This is a genomic window from Agrococcus phoenicis (assembly GCF_047302415.1).
Lineage (GTDB): Bacteria > Actinomycetota > Actinomycetes > Actinomycetales > Microbacteriaceae > Agrococcus.
This window is the reverse complement of record NZ_CP154854.1, coordinates 2,530,425-2,549,290: the sequence shown is the minus strand read 5'-3', so window position 1 is coordinate 2,549,290 and position 18,866 is coordinate 2,530,425. Positions and strand designations below refer to the sequence as shown.

The window sequence follows — 18,866 nt, the reverse complement described above, 5'->3', positions numbered from 1 at the left end:
ACCGGTGCGGATGCAGCCGGGCGCCCCATGAGGCCGAGGACGAGGGATCGCGAGGGGGATCGCGACCGCGACCGCTCGCGCGGTCGGCAGCGCGATCGGGAGATCCTGCGCCTGGCCGTGCCGGCGCTCGGCGCGCTCGTGGCAGAGCCGGCGTTCCTGCTGGTCGACACGGCGCTCGTCGGCCACCTGGGCGCCGAGCAGCTCGCGGGCGTCGGCATCGGCGTCGCGGTGCTCTCGACCGCCGTCGGCCTGCTGATCTTCCTCGCCTACGGCACGACGCCCGCCGTCGCGCGCCTCCTCGGCGCCGGCGATCGGCCCGCGGCGATCCGCGCCGGCATCGACGGCATCTGGCTGGCGATCGTCGCCGGTGCCGGGCTGCTGCTCGCGACCCCGCTCGCGCATCCGCTCGTCGCGCTCTTCGGCGCCGAGCCCGCCGTCACCGAGCACGCGGCGGTCTACCTCGGCATCTCGATCCTGGGCCTGCCGGGCATGCTCATCGTGCTGGCCGCGACGGGCCTCCTGCGCGGCCTGCAGGACACCCGCACACCGCTCGTCGTCGCCACGGCAGGCTTCGGCGCGAACGCCGCGCTCAACGCGCTGCTCATCTACGGCCTCGGCCTCGGGGTCGCCGGCAGCGCGATCGGCACCGTCGTCGCCCAGTGGGGCATGGCGGCGTTCTTCCTGTGGTTCGCCGTGCGCGAGGCCCGCCGAGCGCGCGTGCCGCTCGGGATCCGCTGGGCCGACCTCGGCCGCACCGCGTCGACGGGCGGCTGGCTGTTCGTGCGCACGCTCTCGCTGCGCGCCGCGCTGCTCGCGACGACGGCGGTCGCGACGCAGGCGGGCACGACGACGCTCGCGGCGACGCAGATCGCCTTCACCCTCTTCTCGACCCTCGCCTTCGCGCTCGACGCGCTCGCGATCGCGGGCCAGGCGATGGTCGGGAGGTCGCTCGGCGCGGGCGACGTGGCAGAGGTGCGCGCGGTGACGCGGCGGCTGCAGCGCTGGGGCGTGGGGTTCGGATGCGTCGTCGGCGGCGCGCTCCTCGCCGTCGCCTGGGTGCTCGGGCGGGTGTTCACCTCCGACGCGGCGGTGCTCGAGGCGCTGCCGCTCGCGCTCGTGCTCCTGGCGCTCGCGCAGCCGGTCGCCGGCTTCGTCTTCGTGCTCGACGGCGTGCTGATCGGCGCCGGCGACATGCGCTACCTGGCATGGACGGGCGTCGTGAACCTGCTCGTCTACCTGCCGCTGCTGCTGCTCGCGCTCGTGCCGGGGTGGAGCGCGCTCGCGGTGATCTGGGCCGCGTTCTCGTTCGCCTACCTGGGCGCCCGAGCCGTGACGCTCGGGCTGCGCGCCCGCAGCGACGCGTGGATGCGGGTGGGCCGCAGCTGACGCGCCGGCAGCCACGCCCGCGGCCGAGCCCGCCTGCCGGCGCGCCTCGCGCCTCCGCCGATCGACCGAGGCGATCTCCCTCCGCTGATGGATGCGCCTGGCCGCCCTCCCTGCCAGCGTTGACGCGTCGGCGCGGTGCAGCCCAACGGGGCGGCGCCTGGATCCCATCCAGCGCACGACGTCGCGAACAGGAGCAGAGCACATGCGCACATCGAAGCTGCTGATCACCGCCGGGGCGGTCGCCGCCGTCGCGGCCCTCACGGGCGCGAGCCTCGCGCCCTCGGGCCAGCCCACCGCCGCGCCCGACGACGCCGCGCTGCACGAGCAGCTGTGGTCGTCGCCCGCGGTCGAATCGCTGCGCTCGGACGACGCGCAGGGCGCGCAGCAGCGGCCGGGGCAGCCCGGGCCGCCGCAGGACCCCTTCGCGCAGGTCGAGGCCGCGCTCGACGAGGTGGTCGCGGCCGGCGCGGTCGGCGCGGTCGCCCGCGTCGAGACCGCCGACGGCGCGTGGTCGGATGCGGCGGGCACGCGAGCGCTCGACCGTCGCCCGCCGGTGCTGGACCACAGCGGTTTCCGCGCCGCGAGCACCACGAAGATGATGATCGCCGCGCTGGTGCTGCAGGAGGTCGAGGCCGGGACCTGGAGCCTCGACACCCCGATCGGCGAGGTCGTGCCGGGCATCTTCCCCGAGCACCCGGGCGTCACGCTGCGCCAGCTGCTCAGCCACACCGGCGGCACGCCGAACGGCACCGTCGAGCTGCTGCTGGCGAGCATGGAGGATCCGACCTCGATCGACGAGCTCGTCGCCGTGCTCGGCGACCGCTACCCCGACGAGGCGCACATCGCCGCGGCGAACGCCGGCGCCTGGACGCCGGAGGGCGAGTACGCCTACTCGAACGCCGCCTACGTGGCGCTCGGCGTCGCGCTCGAGGAGGCCACCGGCGAGCGCGTCGCCGACCTGCTCGAGGAGCGCATCTTCGACCCCCTGGGCCTGCGCCAGACCAGCTACCCGGATCAGCCGGGCCTGCGCGGCAACGCGATGCAGGAGGCGATGTGGGACGGGCAGCGCTGGCACGACCTCCAGCACTTCGACCCGACCTTCTTCTCGCACGCGGGCGCGCTCGTGACGAGCGCGCGCGACCTGTCGGCCTTCACCGAGGCGCTCATCACCGGCGAGGTCGTCTCGCCCGCGCTGCTGGCGGAGATGCTCGAGCCGGTGACCGAGGCGACCGGCTACGGCCTCGGCATCTACCGGGTGCCGGACCCCTGCGTGCCGGGCGACTACCTCTACGGCCACGACGGCGGCGCGATGGGCACGGTGAGCGTCGCCTACACCTCGGCCGACGGGTCGCGACAGGTGACCTTCGCGATCACGGGCATGGATCGCTCGGGCAGCCCCGAGCCGCTGTACGACATCGCAGGCGTGCTGCAGCCGATGCTCGCGGCCAGCTGCGGCTGACGCCGCGCGTCGCGGTCGCGTGGGCGCGCAGGCGCCTCACGCGACCGCGTCGCGGCGATGGAACCCCACCGCCGCGACCGCGAGCAACGCGGACGCGGCGCCGAGCAGCCACCACGAGCCCGACCAGTCGGGCGAGGCGGCGAGCGGATCGGCGATCCAGTGGAACGGGCTGATGCGCTCGAGCCACACCCACGCGTCGCCGAGCAGCGGCGCGAACTCGCCGCTCAGCAGCAGCCCGACCAGCAGCACCCATCCCAGCCAGGCCACCGTCGACGGCAGCAGGGCGACGAGCGCGGCGCCGACGGCGAGGTAGATCGCGACCAGCGGCAGCATCGTCAGCACCGCAGCACCCAGCTCGCCCCAGCGGTCGTCGCCGCTCGCGCTGAGCACGATGCCCGCCACGAGCGCGAACGCGGCGAGCACGCCGACCCCCGTGAGGCCGCCGAGCAGCACGTGGCTGCCCAACCACCCGAGGCGGCGGACGGTCGTCGCGAGCACGAGCTCGCCGTGCGCCCGCTCCTCGTGCCGCAGGCGCAGCGCGCCCTGCATCGCGGCAGCGCTCGCGACCGCTCCCGCGATGGCGGCGAGCGCCATGATGAACGCCGACGCGCTGTCGCCGTCGCGGTGGTCGCCGAGCTGCTCGACGATCACCCGCAGCTGCGGGATGTCGGCGATCGCGCCCGCCACGACCGGAGCGAGGCGCCCGACGAGCACTCCCAGGGCGGCACCGGTGAGCACCCACGCGAGCAGCTGCCCGCGCAGCAGCCGTGCCGTGAGCCCGAGGGGAGCGCCTGCGGCGCTCGCGCCGAGCATCGCGCTGCCCCTGGCGCGCCCCACCGGCTCGGGCAGCAGCGAGCGACCGAGCTCGTGACGATCCTCGATGGCGATGACGAGCCCGAGGAGGACCGATCCGACGGCGACGAACAGCAGCAGCGGCGTGCCGTCCGGCTGCCAGGGGGCGTCGGCGAACGGATGCGCCTGGGCGCCCCAGCCGATCGGCGAGAGCCAGACGGGCCAGGCGGCCTCGACCCGCGCGAGGTCCGCGCTCGGGGTGCCGAGCGCATCCCCGACGCCTCGCGCGAAGAACCACGCGGCGACGACGATCGAGGCGGCGCCGTTGGCTGCGCGCGAGGTCGGCAGCGCACGGCTGGCGATGAGCCCCGTGAGCATCGCGATGGCGCCGACGCCCACGAGCGCCGCCGCCATGAGCAGCGACCCGGTGGCGTCCAGGCCGAGCCCGAGCGACACCGCGAGCGTCGCCCCGCAGACGACGAGCAGCTCGACCGCGCCGGCGAGGAGCGTCGCCGTGAGCGGGGCCCACCTCCCCACGGCAGTGCCGCGCACGAGCTCGGCCCGCCCCGCCTCCTCATCGCCGCGGGCGTGCCGCACGGCGAAGAAGGTCATCATGAACGCCACCATCACGGCGAGGTAGGCGAAGGTGGACACGAACATCACGGCGCCGAGTCCCGTGCCAGCAGGAGCACCGCGCAGCAGCAGCAGCGCGGGCTGCGCCGACAGCAGCGCGACGAGGCCGCGCCGGGCCTCCTCGTCGAAGGCCGCGCTGAGCCCGCCGAGGACCGCCGCCCACAGGCCGGCGATCGCCGCCAGCCACAGCAGCACCGTGAGCAGGTCGCGCCGCAGCGCGGCGATCAGGAGCAGGCCGGTGCCCGTCACCGCCGAATCCTCACGGCTCGGACTCGTCGCGCGCGCTGCCGTAGTGGCGCAGGAAGAGCTCGTCGAGGCTCGGCGGCGCGAGCGTCACGGCGAGCGCCTCGTGCTCACCCAGCCAGCGGAGCACCGCGGGCACGTCGGCGCCCGCCACGGAGCCGCGCACGTGCTCGCCCTCGACGACGACATCGGTGATCGGCACGCCGACCGGCGCTGCGCCCCGATAGGCGATGACGCTGTGCTGCAGGTGGCGCAGATCCTCGAGCGTGCCCGCCTCGACGATGACGCCGTCGCGGATGATGGAGACCCGCGAGCAGAGGCGCTCGACCTCGCTGAGGATGTGGCTGGAGAGCAGCACGGTCGCGCCCCGCTGGGCGACGCGACGGATCTCGGCCTGGAAGACGGTCTCCATCAGCGGGTCGAGCCCGCTCGTCGGCTCGTCGAGGATGTAGAGGTCTGCCTCGCTGGCGAAGGCGGCGATGAGCGCGACCTTCTGCCGGTTGCCCTTCGAGTAGGTCTTCGCGCGGCGTCGGGGGTCGAGCTCGAACGCCTCGATCAGCCGCGCTCGGTCGGCAGCCGGAGCGCGGTGGCCGCGCAGGCGCGTGATGGTGTCGATGACCTCGCCGCCGGTGAGGTTCGGCCACAGCGTCACATCGCCGGGCACGTACGCGGTGCGACGGTGGATCGCGACGCCGTCGCGCCAGGGATCCATGCCGAGCACCGTGGCGGTGCCGCCGCTCGCGCGCAGCATGCCGAGCAGCACCCGGATGGCCGTGGACTTCCCCGCGCCGTTCGGCCCCAGGAATCCGTGCACGTCGCCCTGCTCCACGACCAGGTCGAGCCCGTCGAGCGCTCGCACCCGCCCGAAGCGCTTCTCGAGCCCGCGGGTCTCGATCATCGAGGTCATGGCGCAGACGCTACTCCCGCCGTCGCGGCGCGCCGCTCTCCGGCACGGCAGAATGGCCCGGTGCACTCCGTGACCTCGTGGCGCAACGCCGTCTTCGCCACCTTCTTCGCCATGGGCTTCGGCTTCGCGAGCTGGATGGCGCGCGTGCCGCACGTGCGCGACCAGCTGGGCGTGACGACGGGCGAGATGGGGCTGATCCTGCTCGGCATCTCGATCGGCTCCGTCACCGGGCTGCTGCTGGCGAGCCACATCATCCACGCCCTCGGCACCCGCCTGGTGGTCTCCGCCGGCATGGTGGTCGTCTCGGTCGGCCTCGCGATCGCGGGGTGGGCGGCCGACTCCAGCACCCTGTGGCTGCTCATCGCCGGCTTCATCCTCGGCGGCAGCTTCACCGGCATCACCGATGTGGCGATGAACATCTCCGGCGCCGCCAACGAGCGCGCCCTCGGCACGCCGATCATGCCGATCTTCCACGCCTTCTTCTCGCTCGGCACCGTCGCCGGCGCGGGCGTCGGCGGGCTCTGCGAGCTGCTCGGCATCGGCATCGGCTGGCAGGCGACGGGCGTCGGCCTCCTCCTGACGACGCTCGCCATCACGGTCTTCCGGTTCCTGCCCGCCGACGTCGAGGCGGAGGACGAGGAACCCGTCACCCTGCGCGAGCGCCTCGCGGTCTGGAAGGACCCGCGCACCATCATGCTCGGCCTGCTCGTGCTCGGCATGTCGCTCACGGAGGGCAGCGCCAACGACTGGCTCGCGCTCACCATGGTCGACGGCCACGGCTTCTCCAACGAGGGCGGCGCCTTCATGCTCGCGCTCTTCCTGACCGCGATGACGCTGGGCCGCGTGCTCGGCGTCAAGCTGCTCGCGCGCTTCGGCCGCGTGCCGGTGCTGCGGGCCACCGCCGCGATCGCGGCCATCGGCCTGCTGCTCGTGATCTTCGCCGAGCCCACCCCCCTCGTCATCACGGGTGTCGTGCTGTGGGGCGTGGGGGCGAGCCTCGGCTTCCCCGTCGGCATGAGCGCCGCCGCCGATGAGCCCCGCATGGCCGCGGCGCGCGTCGGCACGGTCTCGGCGATCGGCTACATCGCGTTCCTGGCCGGGCCGCCGCTGCTCGGACTGCTCGGCGACGTCGTGGGCCTGCGCCTCGCGCTGCTCGCGGTGCTCGCCTTCGTGCTGCTGTCGCTGCTCACGAGCCACGTCGCCCGCGAGCGCGGCACCGCGGCCATCGCCGTCGTCACGCCCCCGAAGGAGACCGCATGAGGATCGTCGTCGCCCACTGCTCCGTCGACTACGCCGGGCGCCTCTCCGCGCACCTGCCGCTGGCACCGCGCGTGCTGATGCTGAAGGCCGACGGGTCGATCCTCGTGCACTCCGACGGCGGCTCCTACAAGCCGCTCAACTGGATGAGCCCGCCTGCGGTGCTCACCGCATCCGCCCCCGATCAGGACCAGGCGGATGCCGGGGTCACCGAGGTCTGGAAGGTCACGCACAAGAAGACGGGCGACTCGCTCATCGTGTCGCTCCACGAGATCCTCTCGGACACCTCGCACGAGCTGGGCATCGACCCGGGGCTCGTGAAGGATGGCGTCGAGGCGCACCTGCAGGTGCTGCTCGCCGAGCAGATCGAGCGCCTGGGCGACGGCTTCGAGCTGTGGCGGCGGGAGTACATGACGGCGATCGGGCCGGTCGACATCCTGGCGCGGGACGACGCGGGGGCGACCGTCGCGGTCGAGATCAAGCGCCGCGGCGAGATCGACGGCGTCGAGCAGCTGACGCGCTACCTCGAGCTGCTGAACCGCGACCCGCGCATCGCGCCGGTCACGGGCGTCTTCGCCGCGCAGGAGATCAAGCCGCAGGCGCGCACGCTCGCCGAGGATCGCGGCATCCGCTGCGTCGTGCTCGACTACGACGAGATGCGCGGCATCGACTCGGGGCGGGCGCGGCTCTTCTGATCGTCCCGGCGGCTTCCCGAGGCGTGGTTGCTAGCCTGTGCTCACGGTCGCGGCAGCACGCGCTGCGGCGACGAACGAAGGCGGGGGACCGTGTCGAACATCACGCCAGACGACGCTCGCGACGACCCTGAGGCAGGAGCCCGGGCCGCCGACGAGCACTCCGGCTACAGCATCGAGGGCGACACGCCGCCAGCCGAGGGAACGGGTGTCGGACCGACGAACCCGGGCCTCGACCGCGATCGCGGCAGTGAGGGCGTCAGGAACAAGGCCTGGCTGATCGCGATCCCCGCGGTGCTCGTGATCGCCGTGCTGCTGGGTGTCGTCGGGCGCATCGTCGGCTTCCTCTGACGCGGCCGGCGCCGAGCGGCGCCAGCGGGTCGCGCTACCGCGCGTACGGGTCGATGCGGTCGCGCCAGCCCTCGCTGCGCTCGGGCAGCCGATCCTCGCGAGAGGCGTAGGGCCCGACGCGCTCGGGGATCGAGGCCGAACCGGTCGGCACGGCATCCTCACGAGAGGCGTACGGCTCGACGCGCTCGGCCGTCGGCACGCCGTGCTCCGGCAGCGGATCCTCGCGGGAGGCGTAGGGCTCGACGTGGTCGCGCCAGTCGCCGCCCGACGCGATGCCGCCGAAGTCGTCGTCGACGAACGGCGAGGCATCCATCGCCGCGCGCACCGCGGCGCCGCCGTCGCTGCGCCCGTGAGCGCTCCGCTCGTGGTCGCCGCCGTCGGGGACGCGCACGCCGGCCTCCTGCCCCGTCGGCTGCGGATTGCTGAACGCCACCGCGAACGGATGCTCGGTCGCGGTCGGCTCCGGCCGCTCGAGCGCGACGCCGTCGGCATCGGCTCGGGTGCCGCACGCCGGGCACTGCAGCGCGGCGACGCGGCCGTCGGGATCGACGTCGATCACGCAGCCGCCGATCACGACGTCACCGGCATCGGTCACGTCGGCGATGGTGCCGTAGCCCCACACGATCTCGCGCATGGTGCTGCCGCAGGTCGGGCATTCCAGCTGGGTCGCCATGCCGCCCACCGTAACCCCGTTGCGCGCTGACGGCCAGGGGTCGGATGCGAGCCGGCGCCGCTCGAGGCTCAACGCGGGTCGCGAGCGACCACGACCGGCCTGGGCGTCACCGGGTGGCTGCCGCCGCAGCGCGGGCTGCGGCCGGCAGCGCGTCGACGATCCGCGCGAGCGGCTCGTCGCCGTGCGAGGCCATCACGAACCACGCCTCGAAGACGCTCGGCGGCAGGCTCACACCCGCCTCGAGCATCGCGTGGAAGAACGGCGGGTAGCGGAAGGCGTCCTGCGCGCGCACCTCATCGAAGTCCGTCGGCGCACCCTCGCGGAACGCCACCGAGAAGAGGCTGCCGATGCGCGTGATCGCGTGCGGCACGCCCTCGGCGCGCAGCGCATCCGTCAACGCCTGCGTGATGACGTCGGCCGCGGCGTCGAGCCTCGCGTAGACGCTGTCGGTCGTGAGGCGCAGCGTGGCGAGGCCCGCGGCGACCGCGACCGGATTGCCCGACAGCGTGCCCGCCTGGTAGACGGGGCCGGTCGGCGCCAGCAGCTCCATGAGCTCGGCCCTGCCGCCGAGCGCCGCGAGCGGCATGCCGCCGCCGATGACCTTGCCGAAGGCGATGAGGTCGGGCGCCTCATCCCCCACCCACTGCTCGAGGCCCCACATGCCGCCGCGATGCACGCGGAAGCCCGTGAGCACCTCGTCGCTGATGAGGAGCGCGCCGTGCGCGTGAGCGGTGCGCGCGAGGAAGCCGTTGAAGTCGCCGTCGGGCTCGACGACGCCCATGTTGGCCGGCGCGGCCTCGACGATGATGGCCGCGATCTCGTCGCCGCGCTCGGCGAAGACCGCCTCGACCGCGGCGCGGTCGTTGTAGGGGATCACGAGGGTCGTCGCGGCGATGGCCGCCGGCACGCCCGCCGAGCCCGGCAGCGCGAGCGTCGCGAGCCCGCTGCCCGCGGCCGCGAGGAGCCCGTCGGAGTGCCCGTGGTAGTGGCCGTCGAACTTGACGAGCAGGTCGCGGCCGGTCGCGCCGCGCGCGAGGCGGATCGCCGTCATGGTCGCCTCGGTGCCGGTCGAGACGAACCGCAGCCGCTCGACGGGCCCCACGCGGCGCTCGACCTCCTCGGCCAGCAGCGCCTCGCCGGGCGTGGAGGCGCCGAACGACAGGCCCCGGCCCGCGGCATCCTGCACGGCCGCGACGACCTCGGGATGCGCGTGCCCGAGGATCGCCGGGCCCCAGCTCGCGACCAGGTCGACGAGCTCGCGCCCCTCTGCATCCGTCACGTGCGCGCCCTTCGCCCCGACCAGGAACGCGGGGGTGCCGCCGACCGAGCCGAAGGCGCGCACGGGCGAGCTCACGCCGCCGGGGATCGCGAGCTTCGCCCGCTCGAACAGCTCTGCGTTGGTGCTCACGGCCGTGCCCCCATCCCTCGCGCCTGCAGCCACTCGGCCTGCTCGATCGCCCAGTACGTCAGCACCGTCTCGGCGCCCGCCCGCACGATGCTCGTCAGGCTCTCGGTGATCAGGCGATCGCGGTCGATCCAGCCGTTCGCGGCCGCTGCCTCGACCATCGCGTACTCCCCCGACACCTGGTAGGCCCAGACGGGCACGTCGGATGCGGCGGCGACGTCGGCCAGCACGTCCAGGTAGAGCCCGGCCGGCTTCACCATCACGATGTCCGCGCCCTCGCCGATGTCGAGCAGCGCCTCGCGCAAGCCCTCGCGGCGGTTCCCGGGATCCTGCTGGTAGGTCTTGCGGTCGCCCGTCAGGCTCGAGTCGACCGCCTCCCGGAACGGGCCGTAGAGCGCGGTGGCGTACTTCGCGCTGTAGGCGAGGATCGCGGCCTGCTGGTGGCCGGCGGCGTCGAGCGCCGCGCGCACGTGGCCCACCTGGCCATCCATCATGCCGCTGAGGCCGAGGATGCTGCTGCCGGCCTCCGCCTGCGCGATCGCCATGTCGGCGTAGCGCTCGAGCGTGGCGTCGTTGTCGACCGAGCCGTCGTCGGCGAGGACGCCGCAGTGGCCGTGGTCGGTGAACTCGTCGAGGCACAGGTCGGTCTGGATGACGGTCGCGTCGCCGAAGCGCTCGGCGAGGAACGCCGTGGCTTGGTTGAGGATGCCGCCCGGATCCGTGGCGCCGGAGCCCACCGCATCCTTGTGCTGCGGCACGCCGAAGAGCATGACGCCGCCGATGCCGGCGGCGATGCCCCGCTCGACCTCGCGTGCCGCGGTGTCGAGGGTGTGCTGCACCTGGCCGGGCATCGAGCTGATGGCGCGCGGCTCGCTCAGCCCCTCGGCGACGAACATCGGCAGCACGAGCTGGGCGGGGTGGATGCGGGTCTCGGCGACCAGGCGGCGCATGGGTGCGCTCTGCCGCAGCCGGCGGGGGCGGATGGTGGGAGGCATTGCCTCCAGGATACTCGCGCGGCTCGGCTCGGGCCCGGCGAGGTGCGCGGGAGCCCCGCTGCCCCGGCCGCCGACCGAGACGACGAGGGGGCCGAGCCGCGCGCTGCGGATCGACCCCCTCGTCGGCCCGCTCAGGCGAAGAGCGCCTGGATCGCGGGCACCGAGAGCGCCGCGACGTAGAAGCCCATGAACTGCACGCCCGTGTGCATGTTGAACATGCGGTTCAGCATGCCGCCGACCAGGCCGACCGTGAGCGTCACCAGCAGCGCGACGATGCCGCCCTCGTAGAGGCAGATGACCACGATGAGCGCCGCGAAGGCACCGATGATCGCCTCGTGCGAGACCTTGCGCATGACCCACTTCGCAGCCCGGTGCGCCTGCGTCATCGCGAAGGGGTAGCTGATCAGCACGGCGATGATGACGGCCACCATGCCGAACACGAGGAACTGCCACGGCTCGAGCATGTCGTGCAGGTTGTTCGTCGTGCCCGCCTCGGTGTCGATCGTGTAGACCGGCGGCGCGTTGAACAGCGGGCTCGCGACGCTCGCCGCCATCGGCGACAGCGGCAGGCCGATCGCGATGAGCGGGATGAGCGTCTCGGCGATGTAGGTCGACTCGGTCGTGCCGTTGCGGATCGACATGCGGGCCGTGAGCCGGTGGTAGCCGTTCTTGAAGCGAGCGCCGAAGAGCTCGCCCATCAGCACCGTCATCGCCACGGGCGAGAAGACGAAGGTCGCGCTCGAGATGCCGGCGGCGGTGGCCGTGTAGCCGAGCTGCTTCCGGTCGAGCACCGTGAGCGGGTTGGGCATGCGGCCCTTCCAGGTGCGCGTGTCGCGGGCGAGCTCGAACGTGCGCTGCTCGGCGCGACCGATGAGCGTGCGCCCCGCGGGGCTCGAGGCCAGGAAGAGGTCGGCGATGAGCGGCCCGGTCGCGATGCCGAGGAAGAACGCGATCGTGAGGCCCTTGTCCAGCGTCGCGGTCGCGAAGCCCTGGAGGCCCACGACGAGGAGCACGAAGGGCACCAGCGCGAACAGCGCCGCCCAGCGGCCCTTCGACAGCACGGCCACGAGCGCGGCGGCACCGAGGAACAGCCACGGCGCCACGGCCCCGATCGCGTCGGCGAAGGGCGTGAGCACCAGCGCGAACAGCACGGCCAGCGGCACGGCGATGATGGCCGCGACGACGCCGCCGGAGATCGCCTTGCGCAGCGCGATGTGCGGCACGCCCAGCTCGCGCAGCATCTGCGCGTCCTGCAGCAGCGGCGCCGCCATGGTGTCGCCCGGGATGCCCAGCAGGGTCGTCGGGATGGCGTGCGTGATGTGCTTCGAGGCGACGGCCGCCATGAAGAACGCGAAGACGCCGGCCGGCGGCACGCCCAGCAGGATCACGAGCAGCGTGACGGGAGCGATGGTGGCGGTCTCGTCGGTGCCGGAGACCAGGCCGAGGAGGCCGAAGACGATGGCGCCGATGAGCGCCATGCCCACGGCCCAGAGGGTTGCGTCGAGGAGCTCCATCAGCGGTTCGCCTCCTTCGCGACGTGCTTCGCGTGCTGACGCGCGAGGTCCTCGTAGAGCCCGAGCTCCTTGACCTCCCGCAGCACCGCGGCGGGCAGCTCGTCGGGGTCGCCGAGCGGGCCGAACTCCTGCTCGATCGAGTCCATCGCGACCTCGCGCGAGCCCGGCTCGTCATCGGCCTCGACGAGCACGCGCTTCGGCGGGAAGATGCGGGCGGAGATGACGCCCGTCAGGACGCAGGCGCCCAGTCCGACCAGCAGCGCATAGGACTTGGACAGGGCGGGGTCGATGGCCTCCGCCTGCCCGAACAGCCAGGCGGCGACCAGGTAGGCCGGGGTGCCCAGGCCGACGCCGATGAGGATGGCGCCGAGCAGGTGGCGCCCGTCGACCGTGTCACCCCAGACCTCGAGATACGTGCGCTTCATCGCGCTTCCTTTCCGCTCGCGAGCGCTCGTGCGACGCGAGATGTCGTGGCCTTGCCGAGCTGCGCGCTCAGCCATCGGCCGGTGCCGGCGATCGCCGACAGGTCCATGCCGTGCTCGATGCCGAGCCCGTCGAGCATCCAGAGGAGATCCTCCGTCGCCAGGTTGCCGGTCGCGGACTTCGCGAACGGGCAGCCGCCCGTGCCGGCGACCGCGCTGTCGAAGATGCGCACGCCCGCCTCGAGGCCCGCGTAGACGTTCGCGAGCGCCTGGCCGTAGGTGTCGTGCATGTGCAGCGCGAGCAGGTCGACCGGGATGCCGCGGTCGCGGTGCGCCGCGACGACGTCGGTGACCGCGCCGGGGGTGCCGACGCCGATGGTGTCGCCGAGCGAGACCTCCGCCACGCCCCACTCGAGCATCCGCTCGGAGACCTCGACGGTCGCCTCGTGCGCGACCGGGCCCTCCCACGGGTCGCCGAAGACCATCGACACGTAGCCGCGCACCCGGATGCCCTGCTCGAGCGCCGCGCGCACGACCGCCTCGGCGGCGCGCTCCGCGTCGGCCTTCGAGGCGCCGAGGTTCGCGAGCGAGAAGCGCTCGGTCGCGCTGAGGAAGACCGCGACCTCGCGCGCGCCGGCGGCGATGGCGTCGTCGAGCCCGCGCAGGTTCGGCGTGAGCACGGCCAGGCGCACGCCGAGGTCGCCGAGCGCGCTCAGCACCTCGCCGGAGCCGGCCATCTGCGGCACGCGGTCGGCGCGCACGAAGCTGCCCGCCTCGATCACCTCGGCACCGGCCGCGGCGAGCCGATGGACCAGCTCGACGCGAGCGCCCGCCGAGAGCGAGGTCGGCTCCGCCTGCAGCCCGTCGCGCGGGCCGACCTCCCAGATGGTCACGCGCTCGGGCAGCCCCGCCCGCGGTCGACGGACGGGGAGCCCGAGGGCGAGGGTGTCGGTCATGCCTGGCCCCTGAGGGTCGCGAGCTCGCGCTCGGCGACGTCGGCGCGCACGGCGCGCTGCTCGACGAGGCGCGCGGCGACGGCCTCGATCTCGTCGCCCTCCGCGCCCGCGGCCACGGCGACGTTGCGCGCGTGCAGGGCCATGTGCCCCCGCTGGATGCCCTCGGCGGCGAGCGCGCGCACGGCGGCGACGTTCTGCGAGAGGCCGACGGCGCAGATCAGCTCGGCGAGCTGCTGCGCGGTCGTGACCTCGGTCATCGCGACGGCCGCCTGGGCTGCGGGATGCGACTTGGTCGCGCCCCCGACGAGGCCGACGGCGAGGGGCAGCTCGAGCGTGGCGACCAGGTCGCCCGCGGCGTCGCGCTCGAAGTGCGAGAGCGAGCCGTAGTGGCCGTCGCGCGCCGCGTGCGAGTGCGCGCCGGCCTCCACCGCGCGGGTGTCGTTGCCGGTCGCGAGCACGACGGCGGTGATGCCGTTCATGATGCCCTTGTTGTGCGTGGCGGCGCGGTAGGGGTCGTCCTCGGCGAGCTGCGCGCCGAGGATCATGCTCTCGACGACCTCGGCTCCGCCGAGCATCTCGGCCGGGATGGTGACGCGCGCGCGGCTGAGGCGCAGGTCGGCCTTGTTGGTGAGGATGCGCAGCAGCGGCCTGCCGCCGGCGAGCTCGGCCACGCGCGGCGCGATCGCCTCCGCCATGGTGTTGACGGCGTTCGCGCCCATGGCGTCGCGCACGTCGACCAGCAGGTGCGCGACCAGGTGCCGCCGCCCACCGCGCTCGACGATGCGCACGATCAGGTCGCGCACACCGCCGCCGAGCTCGACCAGCCGCGGGTCCTGCTCGTCGGCGAGGCGCATGAGCTCGTCGCGCTGCTCGAGGATCCGCAGCTTCGCGCCGTGCGCGTCGGCCACCTCCACGACGTGGATCTGGGCCTGCATGATCGGCGCCGTGCTCGAGGTCGTGAAGCCGCCGCGCTCGCGCGCCATGCGCGCGATGTTGCTCGCCGCCGCGACCACGGAGGGCTCCTCGGTGGCCATGGGCACGAGCACCTCGCGGCCGTTCACCAGGAAGTTGGTGGCGACGCCGAGCGGGATGCCGATCTGGCCGACGACGTGCTCGATCATGCGATCGGCTCGGGCCTCGTCGAGGCCGCCGTCGACGAGCTGCGCGAGCGCATCCGGTGCGCCGAGCGCATCCGCGACGATCGCGCGACGCTCCTCGATCGTGTGGTTGCGCAGCCCGCTGAGCCTGCTCGTCCGTGCCATCCTCGCCACCTCTCGCGCCGCACCCTCGTCGGCCGCCCAAGTCAAGCGCGCGGCGGCTCGCGGGTGCATGCACCGATCGGTCACATTCTAGGCGTCGAACGTGTCCTCTCCAGACCCTCCAGGGCGCGGTGGAGCCGGATGGCGACCTCGATCCGGAAGCGCGGCTCGGGCGCATCCCACTCCGCCCCGAGCAGCGCCCGCAAGCGCGCCGCGCGCTGCTTGACGGTGCTGACGTGCACGCGCAGCCGGCGCGCCGCCGCGACCGCCGAGCCCTGCGCCTCGAGGAGCGCCGCGAGCGTTGCGCCGAGCTCGGTGCCGCGCCGCGCATCCCACGAGAGGACCGGGCCGATGGATGCGTCGATGAAGGCTCGTGCACGGGCGCCGTCGTCGTCGAACATCGCCGCGTAGGGCCCGAGCGCGACCGCGGTCGTCGCGGCGTCGTCGATGCCGAGCCCGCGCAGCAGCCGAGTCGCGCGCACCGCGGCACGCATGCCCGCGTGCGCGGTCGCGAGGCTCGCGACCGGCTCGGCGACCACCACCGCGGGCAGCCCCTCCAGCAGCGACCGCACCGTGGAGGCGGCCTGCTGCGCCTCGCCGTCCGGCACCAGCACCGCGCACCCGTCCGGCGCGATGCTGACGAGCGCGCCGCGCAGCTGCCGCAGCCGGGCGGCGGCCCGAGAGCGCTCCCCCTCGGCCACGCTGACGGCCACGGTGCTCCACGCCCGATCGACCGCGACCCCGCGCTGCCGAGCGCGCCGCACCGCAGCCTCGGTGTCGGCGCTGTCGAGCAGGTCGAGCACGAGCTCGCCGCGCACGCGCTCCTCGGCGTCCGAGACGGCGTTGCGCTGCATCGTCACGAGCGCCAGGATCTGCGCCGAGCGCTCGAGCGTGCGCCGCTGCAGCTCGCTGAGCGGCGTCGCGCCGCCGATGTGGACCGCCCCGATCCGCTGACCGGCGCCCAGCACGGCGATCGACGCGCGCACCGGGCCGCCCCCGAGCACGGCCACCCGGCCCGTCGCGGCGCTGTGGGAGACCGCGAGCGCGAGCTCGGCGCGGGCGACCCGCGCATCCAGCCTCGGCGTGCCCCACAGCGGCGAGCCGTGCAGGTCCTCCGCCCAGACGGGGCGCTCGAGGGCGACCGCGAGCGCCGCGAGCACGTCGGCCTGGCCGCCGCCGCCCACGATCAGCCCGGTGAGCTCGCCGTGCAGCCTGGAGGCCGAGAGCGTCTCGGCCGCGAGCCGCTCGGCTCGCTCGCGCGCGGCCTCGGCCTCCTGCCTGCTGGCGGTCAGCGCGTCGAGGACGCCCGCGATGCGCAGCACGATCGCCGCGTGGTCGGCGAAGGCGGTCAGCAGCGTCGAGTCCTCCTCGCCGAAGCGGCGCGCAGCGCGGTTCGCGACGAAGAGCACGCCGAGCACCTCGCCAGCAGCGAGCAGCGGCGCCCCGAGGATCGCGTGGATGCCCTCGGCAGCGACGATCGCGTCGATCTCGCTGTCGCGCGGAAGGGCCCCGAGCTCGACGTAGTCGGCGACCGACTGGGCGCTGCGCGTGCGCACCGCGAGGCTCGCGACGCCGACGCCCGCTGGCACCCGCATGCCGAGGAACCTCCCGGAGCGCGAGCCGCGCACCGCGCGCACGAAGAGCTCGTCCGTCGCGGGGTCGTACACCGAGAGGTACGTGACGTCGGCGCCGGCGAGCTCGTGCACGCGATCGACGATGCGCTGCAGCATCGCGGTCGCGTCCTGCACCTCGAGCAGGTCTCGCGTGGTGCTCGAGATCGCGGCGAGCTGCGCCTCGGCGCGCTGCAGCCGCTCGAGCTCGTCGCGTCGCGCCCCGTCGTCGACCATGGCACCTCCCGCGCTCGACCGCCATCGGGGCAGCGCCCGCTCGCGATGCTCCCCGGCCGTCGATCAGGCTATCGAGGCGGGCGGGCCGCGGCTCGCTCAGCGCTGCCGGGCCTCAGCGCTGCCGGGCGCTGAGCGTCGAGAGCAGCTGCAGCTTCTCGGCGCTGTCGCTGCCGGGCGCCGCCGTGTAGACGAGCAGGAAGTGCGACTGGCCCGGGTCGATGAGCGTCTGGCACGCGAGCTCGAGCACGCCGACCTCCGGGTGGCGGAACCGCTTGACCTCCTGCGGTCGCAGCCCCACCTCCTGCAGCGCCCAGACGCTGCGGAACTCGGCGCTGCGCTCGAGCAGCAGGTCGAGCAGCATCGCGGCTCGCGAGGGTCGACCGCGCTCGGCGAGCACCTGCCGGATGCCGGAAGCCCACAGGCGGGAGAGGAACGCGTGATCCTCCTCGGCGTAGAGCCCGCGGCTCGCCGGGTCGGTGAACCAGCGGTAGCCGATGCTGCGCTCGGGGCCGCGGATGCTCGCGGTGTCGCCGGTGAGCACGACGCCGAGCGGTGTCTGCCGCAGCGTCTCGCCCAGCTCCGTGACGATCTCGGCGGGCGTGTCGGCCAGCCGGTCGAAGATGCGCAGCATCCCGGGAGCGATGTGGTCGCTCGACGCGCCGCGCAGCGGCGCGCGGTGGCCGCCGAGCCTGAACAGGTGGTCGCGCTCGTCGACGCTCAGGTGCAGCCCCTGCGCGATGGCCGCGAGCATCTGCTCCGAGGGCTGCGGGCCCGTGCCGCGCTCGAGGCGCGCGTAGTAGTCGGTCGACATGCTGCTGAGGCTCGCGACCTCCTCGCGGCGGAGCCCCTCGGTGCGGCGCCGCTGCCCGCGCCCGAGCCCCACGTCCTCCGGCTGCAGCACCGAGCGACGATGCCGCAGGAAGGCCGCGAGCCCGTCTCGATCGATCACCATGTCACCTCCGCCCCATGGTCGTTCCTACCGCTTCGGCTGCGCGCGAGCCACGCCCTGGTGATCCACGGATGCCAGCGGTGGATCGAGAGGTCCTGGTTCGCGCGCTCGCCCGGCACGACAGTGGAGGCAGCGCCGAGGCACGGACCGAGGCACGACCCGAAGGATGGAGCACCCATGGCACGCAGGACGATCGACATCGAGCTGCCCGACCTGACCGGCATGCGAGCGGTCGTGACGGGCGGCAGCGACGGCATCGGGCTCGGGATCGCCGCCCGCCTCGCCCAGGCCGGCGCCGAGCTCGTGCTGCCGGTGCGCAACCAGCAGAAGGGCGCGGCCGCGCGGGCGAGCATCCGGGAGCGCGTGCCCGCCGCGCAGGTCGAGCTGCAGCAGCTCGACCTCTCGTCGCTCGCGTCCGTGGCGGCGCTCGGCGAGGCGCTGCGCGCCGACGGGCGCCCCATCCACCTGCTCATCAACAACGCGGGCGTCATGACGCCGCCGACGCGGCAGACGACCGCCGACGGCTTCGAGCTGCAGCTCGGCACCAACCACCTGGGGCACGTCGCGCTCGTCGCGCACCTGCTGCCGCTCCTGCGCGCAGGTCGCGCCCGCGTCACCTCGCAGGTGAGCGTGGCCGCCAACGAGGGGGCGATCAACTGGGACGACCTCAACTGGGAGCGCGGCTACGACGGCATGCGCGCCTACCGGCAGTCGAAGATCGCCTTCGGGCTCTTCGGCCTCGAGCTCGCAAGGCGCAGCAGCGCGGAGGGCTGGGGCATCACCAGCACGCTCTCGCACCCGGGCATCGCACCGACGAGCCTCCTGTCCGCGCGCCCCGAGCTCGACCGCGAGCGCGACACCACCGCCGTGCGAGCGATCCGCTGGTTGTCGGCGCGCGGCATCGTCGTCGGCACCGCGCAGACCGCCGGGCTGCCGGCACTCATGGCCGCCACCTCGCCGGATGCGCGCTCCGGCACGCTCACGGGCCCGAGCGGCCCAGGGCACCTGGGCGGCAGGCCCGCCGTGCAGCGCATGTACTCGCGCCTCCGCAGCGAGGATGACGCGCGCCGCATCTGGCACCGCTCGGAGGAGCTGACGGGCGTGCGCTTCGCCGAGGCCTGAGGCG

Annotated in this window: 17 protein-coding genes; 6 read left to right on the top strand and 11 right to left on the bottom strand. The window is 74.1% G+C overall.

What is annotated here, in order from left to right:
• Positions 1 to 27 precede the first annotated feature (27 nt).
• Together AA0Z99_RS12255 and AA0Z99_RS12250 are read left to right on the top strand one after the other, a co-directional pair.
• Positions 28 to 1,386, top strand: a complete 1,359-nt coding sequence (locus AA0Z99_RS12255; protein ID WP_413317753.1) for an MATE family efflux transporter — start codon at positions 28 to 30, stop codon at positions 1,384 to 1,386.
• Between the two features lie 202 nt (positions 1,387 to 1,588).
• Complete coding sequence (locus AA0Z99_RS12250) at positions 1,589 to 2,845, top strand: serine hydrolase domain-containing protein (protein ID WP_413317751.1); 1,257 nt, start codon at positions 1,589 to 1,591, stop codon at positions 2,843 to 2,845.
• Positions 2,846 to 2,881: 36 nt separating this feature from the next.
• On the opposite strand, the gene AA0Z99_RS12245 is transcribed toward AA0Z99_RS12250, so the two are convergent.
• Both AA0Z99_RS12245 and AA0Z99_RS12240 read right to left on the bottom strand, forming a co-directional pair.
• Positions 2,882 to 4,519, bottom strand: coding sequence for a hypothetical protein (locus AA0Z99_RS12245; RefSeq protein ID WP_413317749.1), 1,638 nt, complete (start codon positions 4,517 to 4,519; stop codon positions 2,882 to 2,884).
• Between the two features lie 10 nt (positions 4,520 to 4,529).
• Complete coding sequence (locus AA0Z99_RS12240) at positions 4,530 to 5,420, bottom strand: ABC transporter ATP-binding protein (protein WP_413317747.1); 891 nt, start codon at positions 5,418 to 5,420, stop codon at positions 4,530 to 4,532.
• A gap of 60 nt (positions 5,421 to 5,480) precedes the next feature.
• Here AA0Z99_RS12240 and AA0Z99_RS12235 point away from each other — a divergent pair, with 60 nt between their 5' ends.
• The 3 genes from AA0Z99_RS12235 to AA0Z99_RS12225 all read left to right on the top strand — a co-directional run bounded on the left by AA0Z99_RS12235 (position 5,481) and on the right by AA0Z99_RS12225 (position 7,720).
• Positions 5,481 to 6,680, top strand: coding sequence for an MFS transporter (locus tag AA0Z99_RS12235; RefSeq protein ID WP_413317745.1), 1,200 nt, complete (start codon positions 5,481 to 5,483; stop codon positions 6,678 to 6,680).
• Complete coding sequence (gene nucS, locus AA0Z99_RS12230; protein ID WP_413317743.1) at positions 6,677 to 7,372, top strand: endonuclease NucS; 696 nt, start codon at positions 6,677 to 6,679, stop codon at positions 7,370 to 7,372. The genes AA0Z99_RS12235 and nucS overlap by 4 nt, the downstream gene beginning before the upstream one ends.
• Positions 7,373 to 7,462: 90 nt before the next feature.
• A complete protein-coding gene (locus AA0Z99_RS12225; RefSeq protein ID WP_413317741.1) occupies positions 7,463 to 7,720 on the top strand; it encodes a DUF6480 family protein in 258 nt (85 codons plus the stop codon).
• Between the two features lie 34 nt (positions 7,721 to 7,754).
• Here AA0Z99_RS12225 and AA0Z99_RS12220 read toward each other — a convergent pair whose 3' ends face one another.
• The 9 genes from AA0Z99_RS12220 to AA0Z99_RS12180 all read right to left on the bottom strand — a co-directional run bounded on the left by AA0Z99_RS12220 (position 7,755) and on the right by AA0Z99_RS12180 (position 17,740).
• Positions 7,755 to 8,393, bottom strand: coding sequence for a hypothetical protein (locus tag AA0Z99_RS12220; RefSeq protein WP_413317739.1), 639 nt, complete (start codon positions 8,391 to 8,393; stop codon positions 7,755 to 7,757).
• Between the two features lie 106 nt (positions 8,394 to 8,499).
• The gene (gene hemL, locus AA0Z99_RS12215; RefSeq protein WP_413317737.1) at positions 8,500 to 9,801 is read right to left on the bottom strand and encodes a glutamate-1-semialdehyde 2,1-aminomutase; all 1,302 of its coding nucleotides are present in this window, start codon (positions 9,799 to 9,801) and stop codon (positions 8,500 to 8,502) included.
• Positions 9,798 to 10,793, bottom strand: a complete 996-nt coding sequence (hemB, locus tag AA0Z99_RS12210) for a porphobilinogen synthase (RefSeq protein ID WP_413317735.1) — start codon at positions 10,791 to 10,793, stop codon at positions 9,798 to 9,800. The genes hemL and hemB overlap by 4 nt, the downstream gene beginning before the upstream one ends.
• A 131-nt stretch (positions 10,794 to 10,924) precedes the next feature.
• On the bottom strand, positions 10,925 to 12,307 hold the full coding sequence (locus AA0Z99_RS12205) for a tripartite tricarboxylate transporter permease (RefSeq protein ID WP_413317733.1): 1,383 nt from the start codon (positions 12,305 to 12,307) through the stop codon (positions 10,925 to 10,927).
• Entirely contained in the window at positions 12,307 to 12,732 is a 426-nt protein-coding gene (locus tag AA0Z99_RS12200) for a hypothetical protein (RefSeq protein WP_413317732.1), read from the bottom strand. The genes AA0Z99_RS12205 and AA0Z99_RS12200 overlap by 1 nt, the downstream gene beginning before the upstream one ends.
• Entirely contained in the window at positions 12,729 to 13,685 is a 957-nt protein-coding gene (locus tag AA0Z99_RS12195; protein ID WP_413317730.1) for a hydroxymethylglutaryl-CoA lyase, read from the bottom strand. Before AA0Z99_RS12195 ends, AA0Z99_RS12200 begins: the two co-directional genes overlap by 4 nt.
• A complete protein-coding gene (locus AA0Z99_RS12190; protein ID WP_413317728.1) occupies positions 13,682 to 14,947 on the bottom strand; it encodes a hydroxymethylglutaryl-CoA reductase, degradative in 1,266 nt (421 codons plus the stop codon). Before AA0Z99_RS12190 ends, AA0Z99_RS12195 begins: the two co-directional genes overlap by 4 nt.
• A gap of 80 nt (positions 14,948 to 15,027) precedes the next feature.
• Positions 15,028 to 16,791: a helix-turn-helix domain-containing protein gene (locus AA0Z99_RS12185; protein WP_413317727.1), complete on the bottom strand. Its 1,764-nt coding sequence runs from the start codon at positions 16,789 to 16,791 to the stop codon at positions 15,028 to 15,030.
• 112 nt (positions 16,792 to 16,903) lie between these two features.
• Positions 16,904 to 17,740: a helix-turn-helix transcriptional regulator gene (locus tag AA0Z99_RS12180; RefSeq protein WP_413320863.1), complete on the bottom strand. Its 837-nt coding sequence runs from the start codon at positions 17,738 to 17,740 to the stop codon at positions 16,904 to 16,906.
• 177 nt (positions 17,741 to 17,917) lie between these two features.
• On the opposite strand from AA0Z99_RS12180, the gene AA0Z99_RS12175 reads away from it, so the two are divergent.
• Positions 17,918 to 18,862 (top strand): SDR family oxidoreductase, encoded by a 945-nt coding sequence (locus AA0Z99_RS12175; RefSeq protein WP_413317725.1) that lies wholly within the window; start codon positions 17,918 to 17,920, stop codon positions 18,860 to 18,862.
• The last annotated feature ends 4 nt before the right edge of the window (positions 18,863 to 18,866 follow it).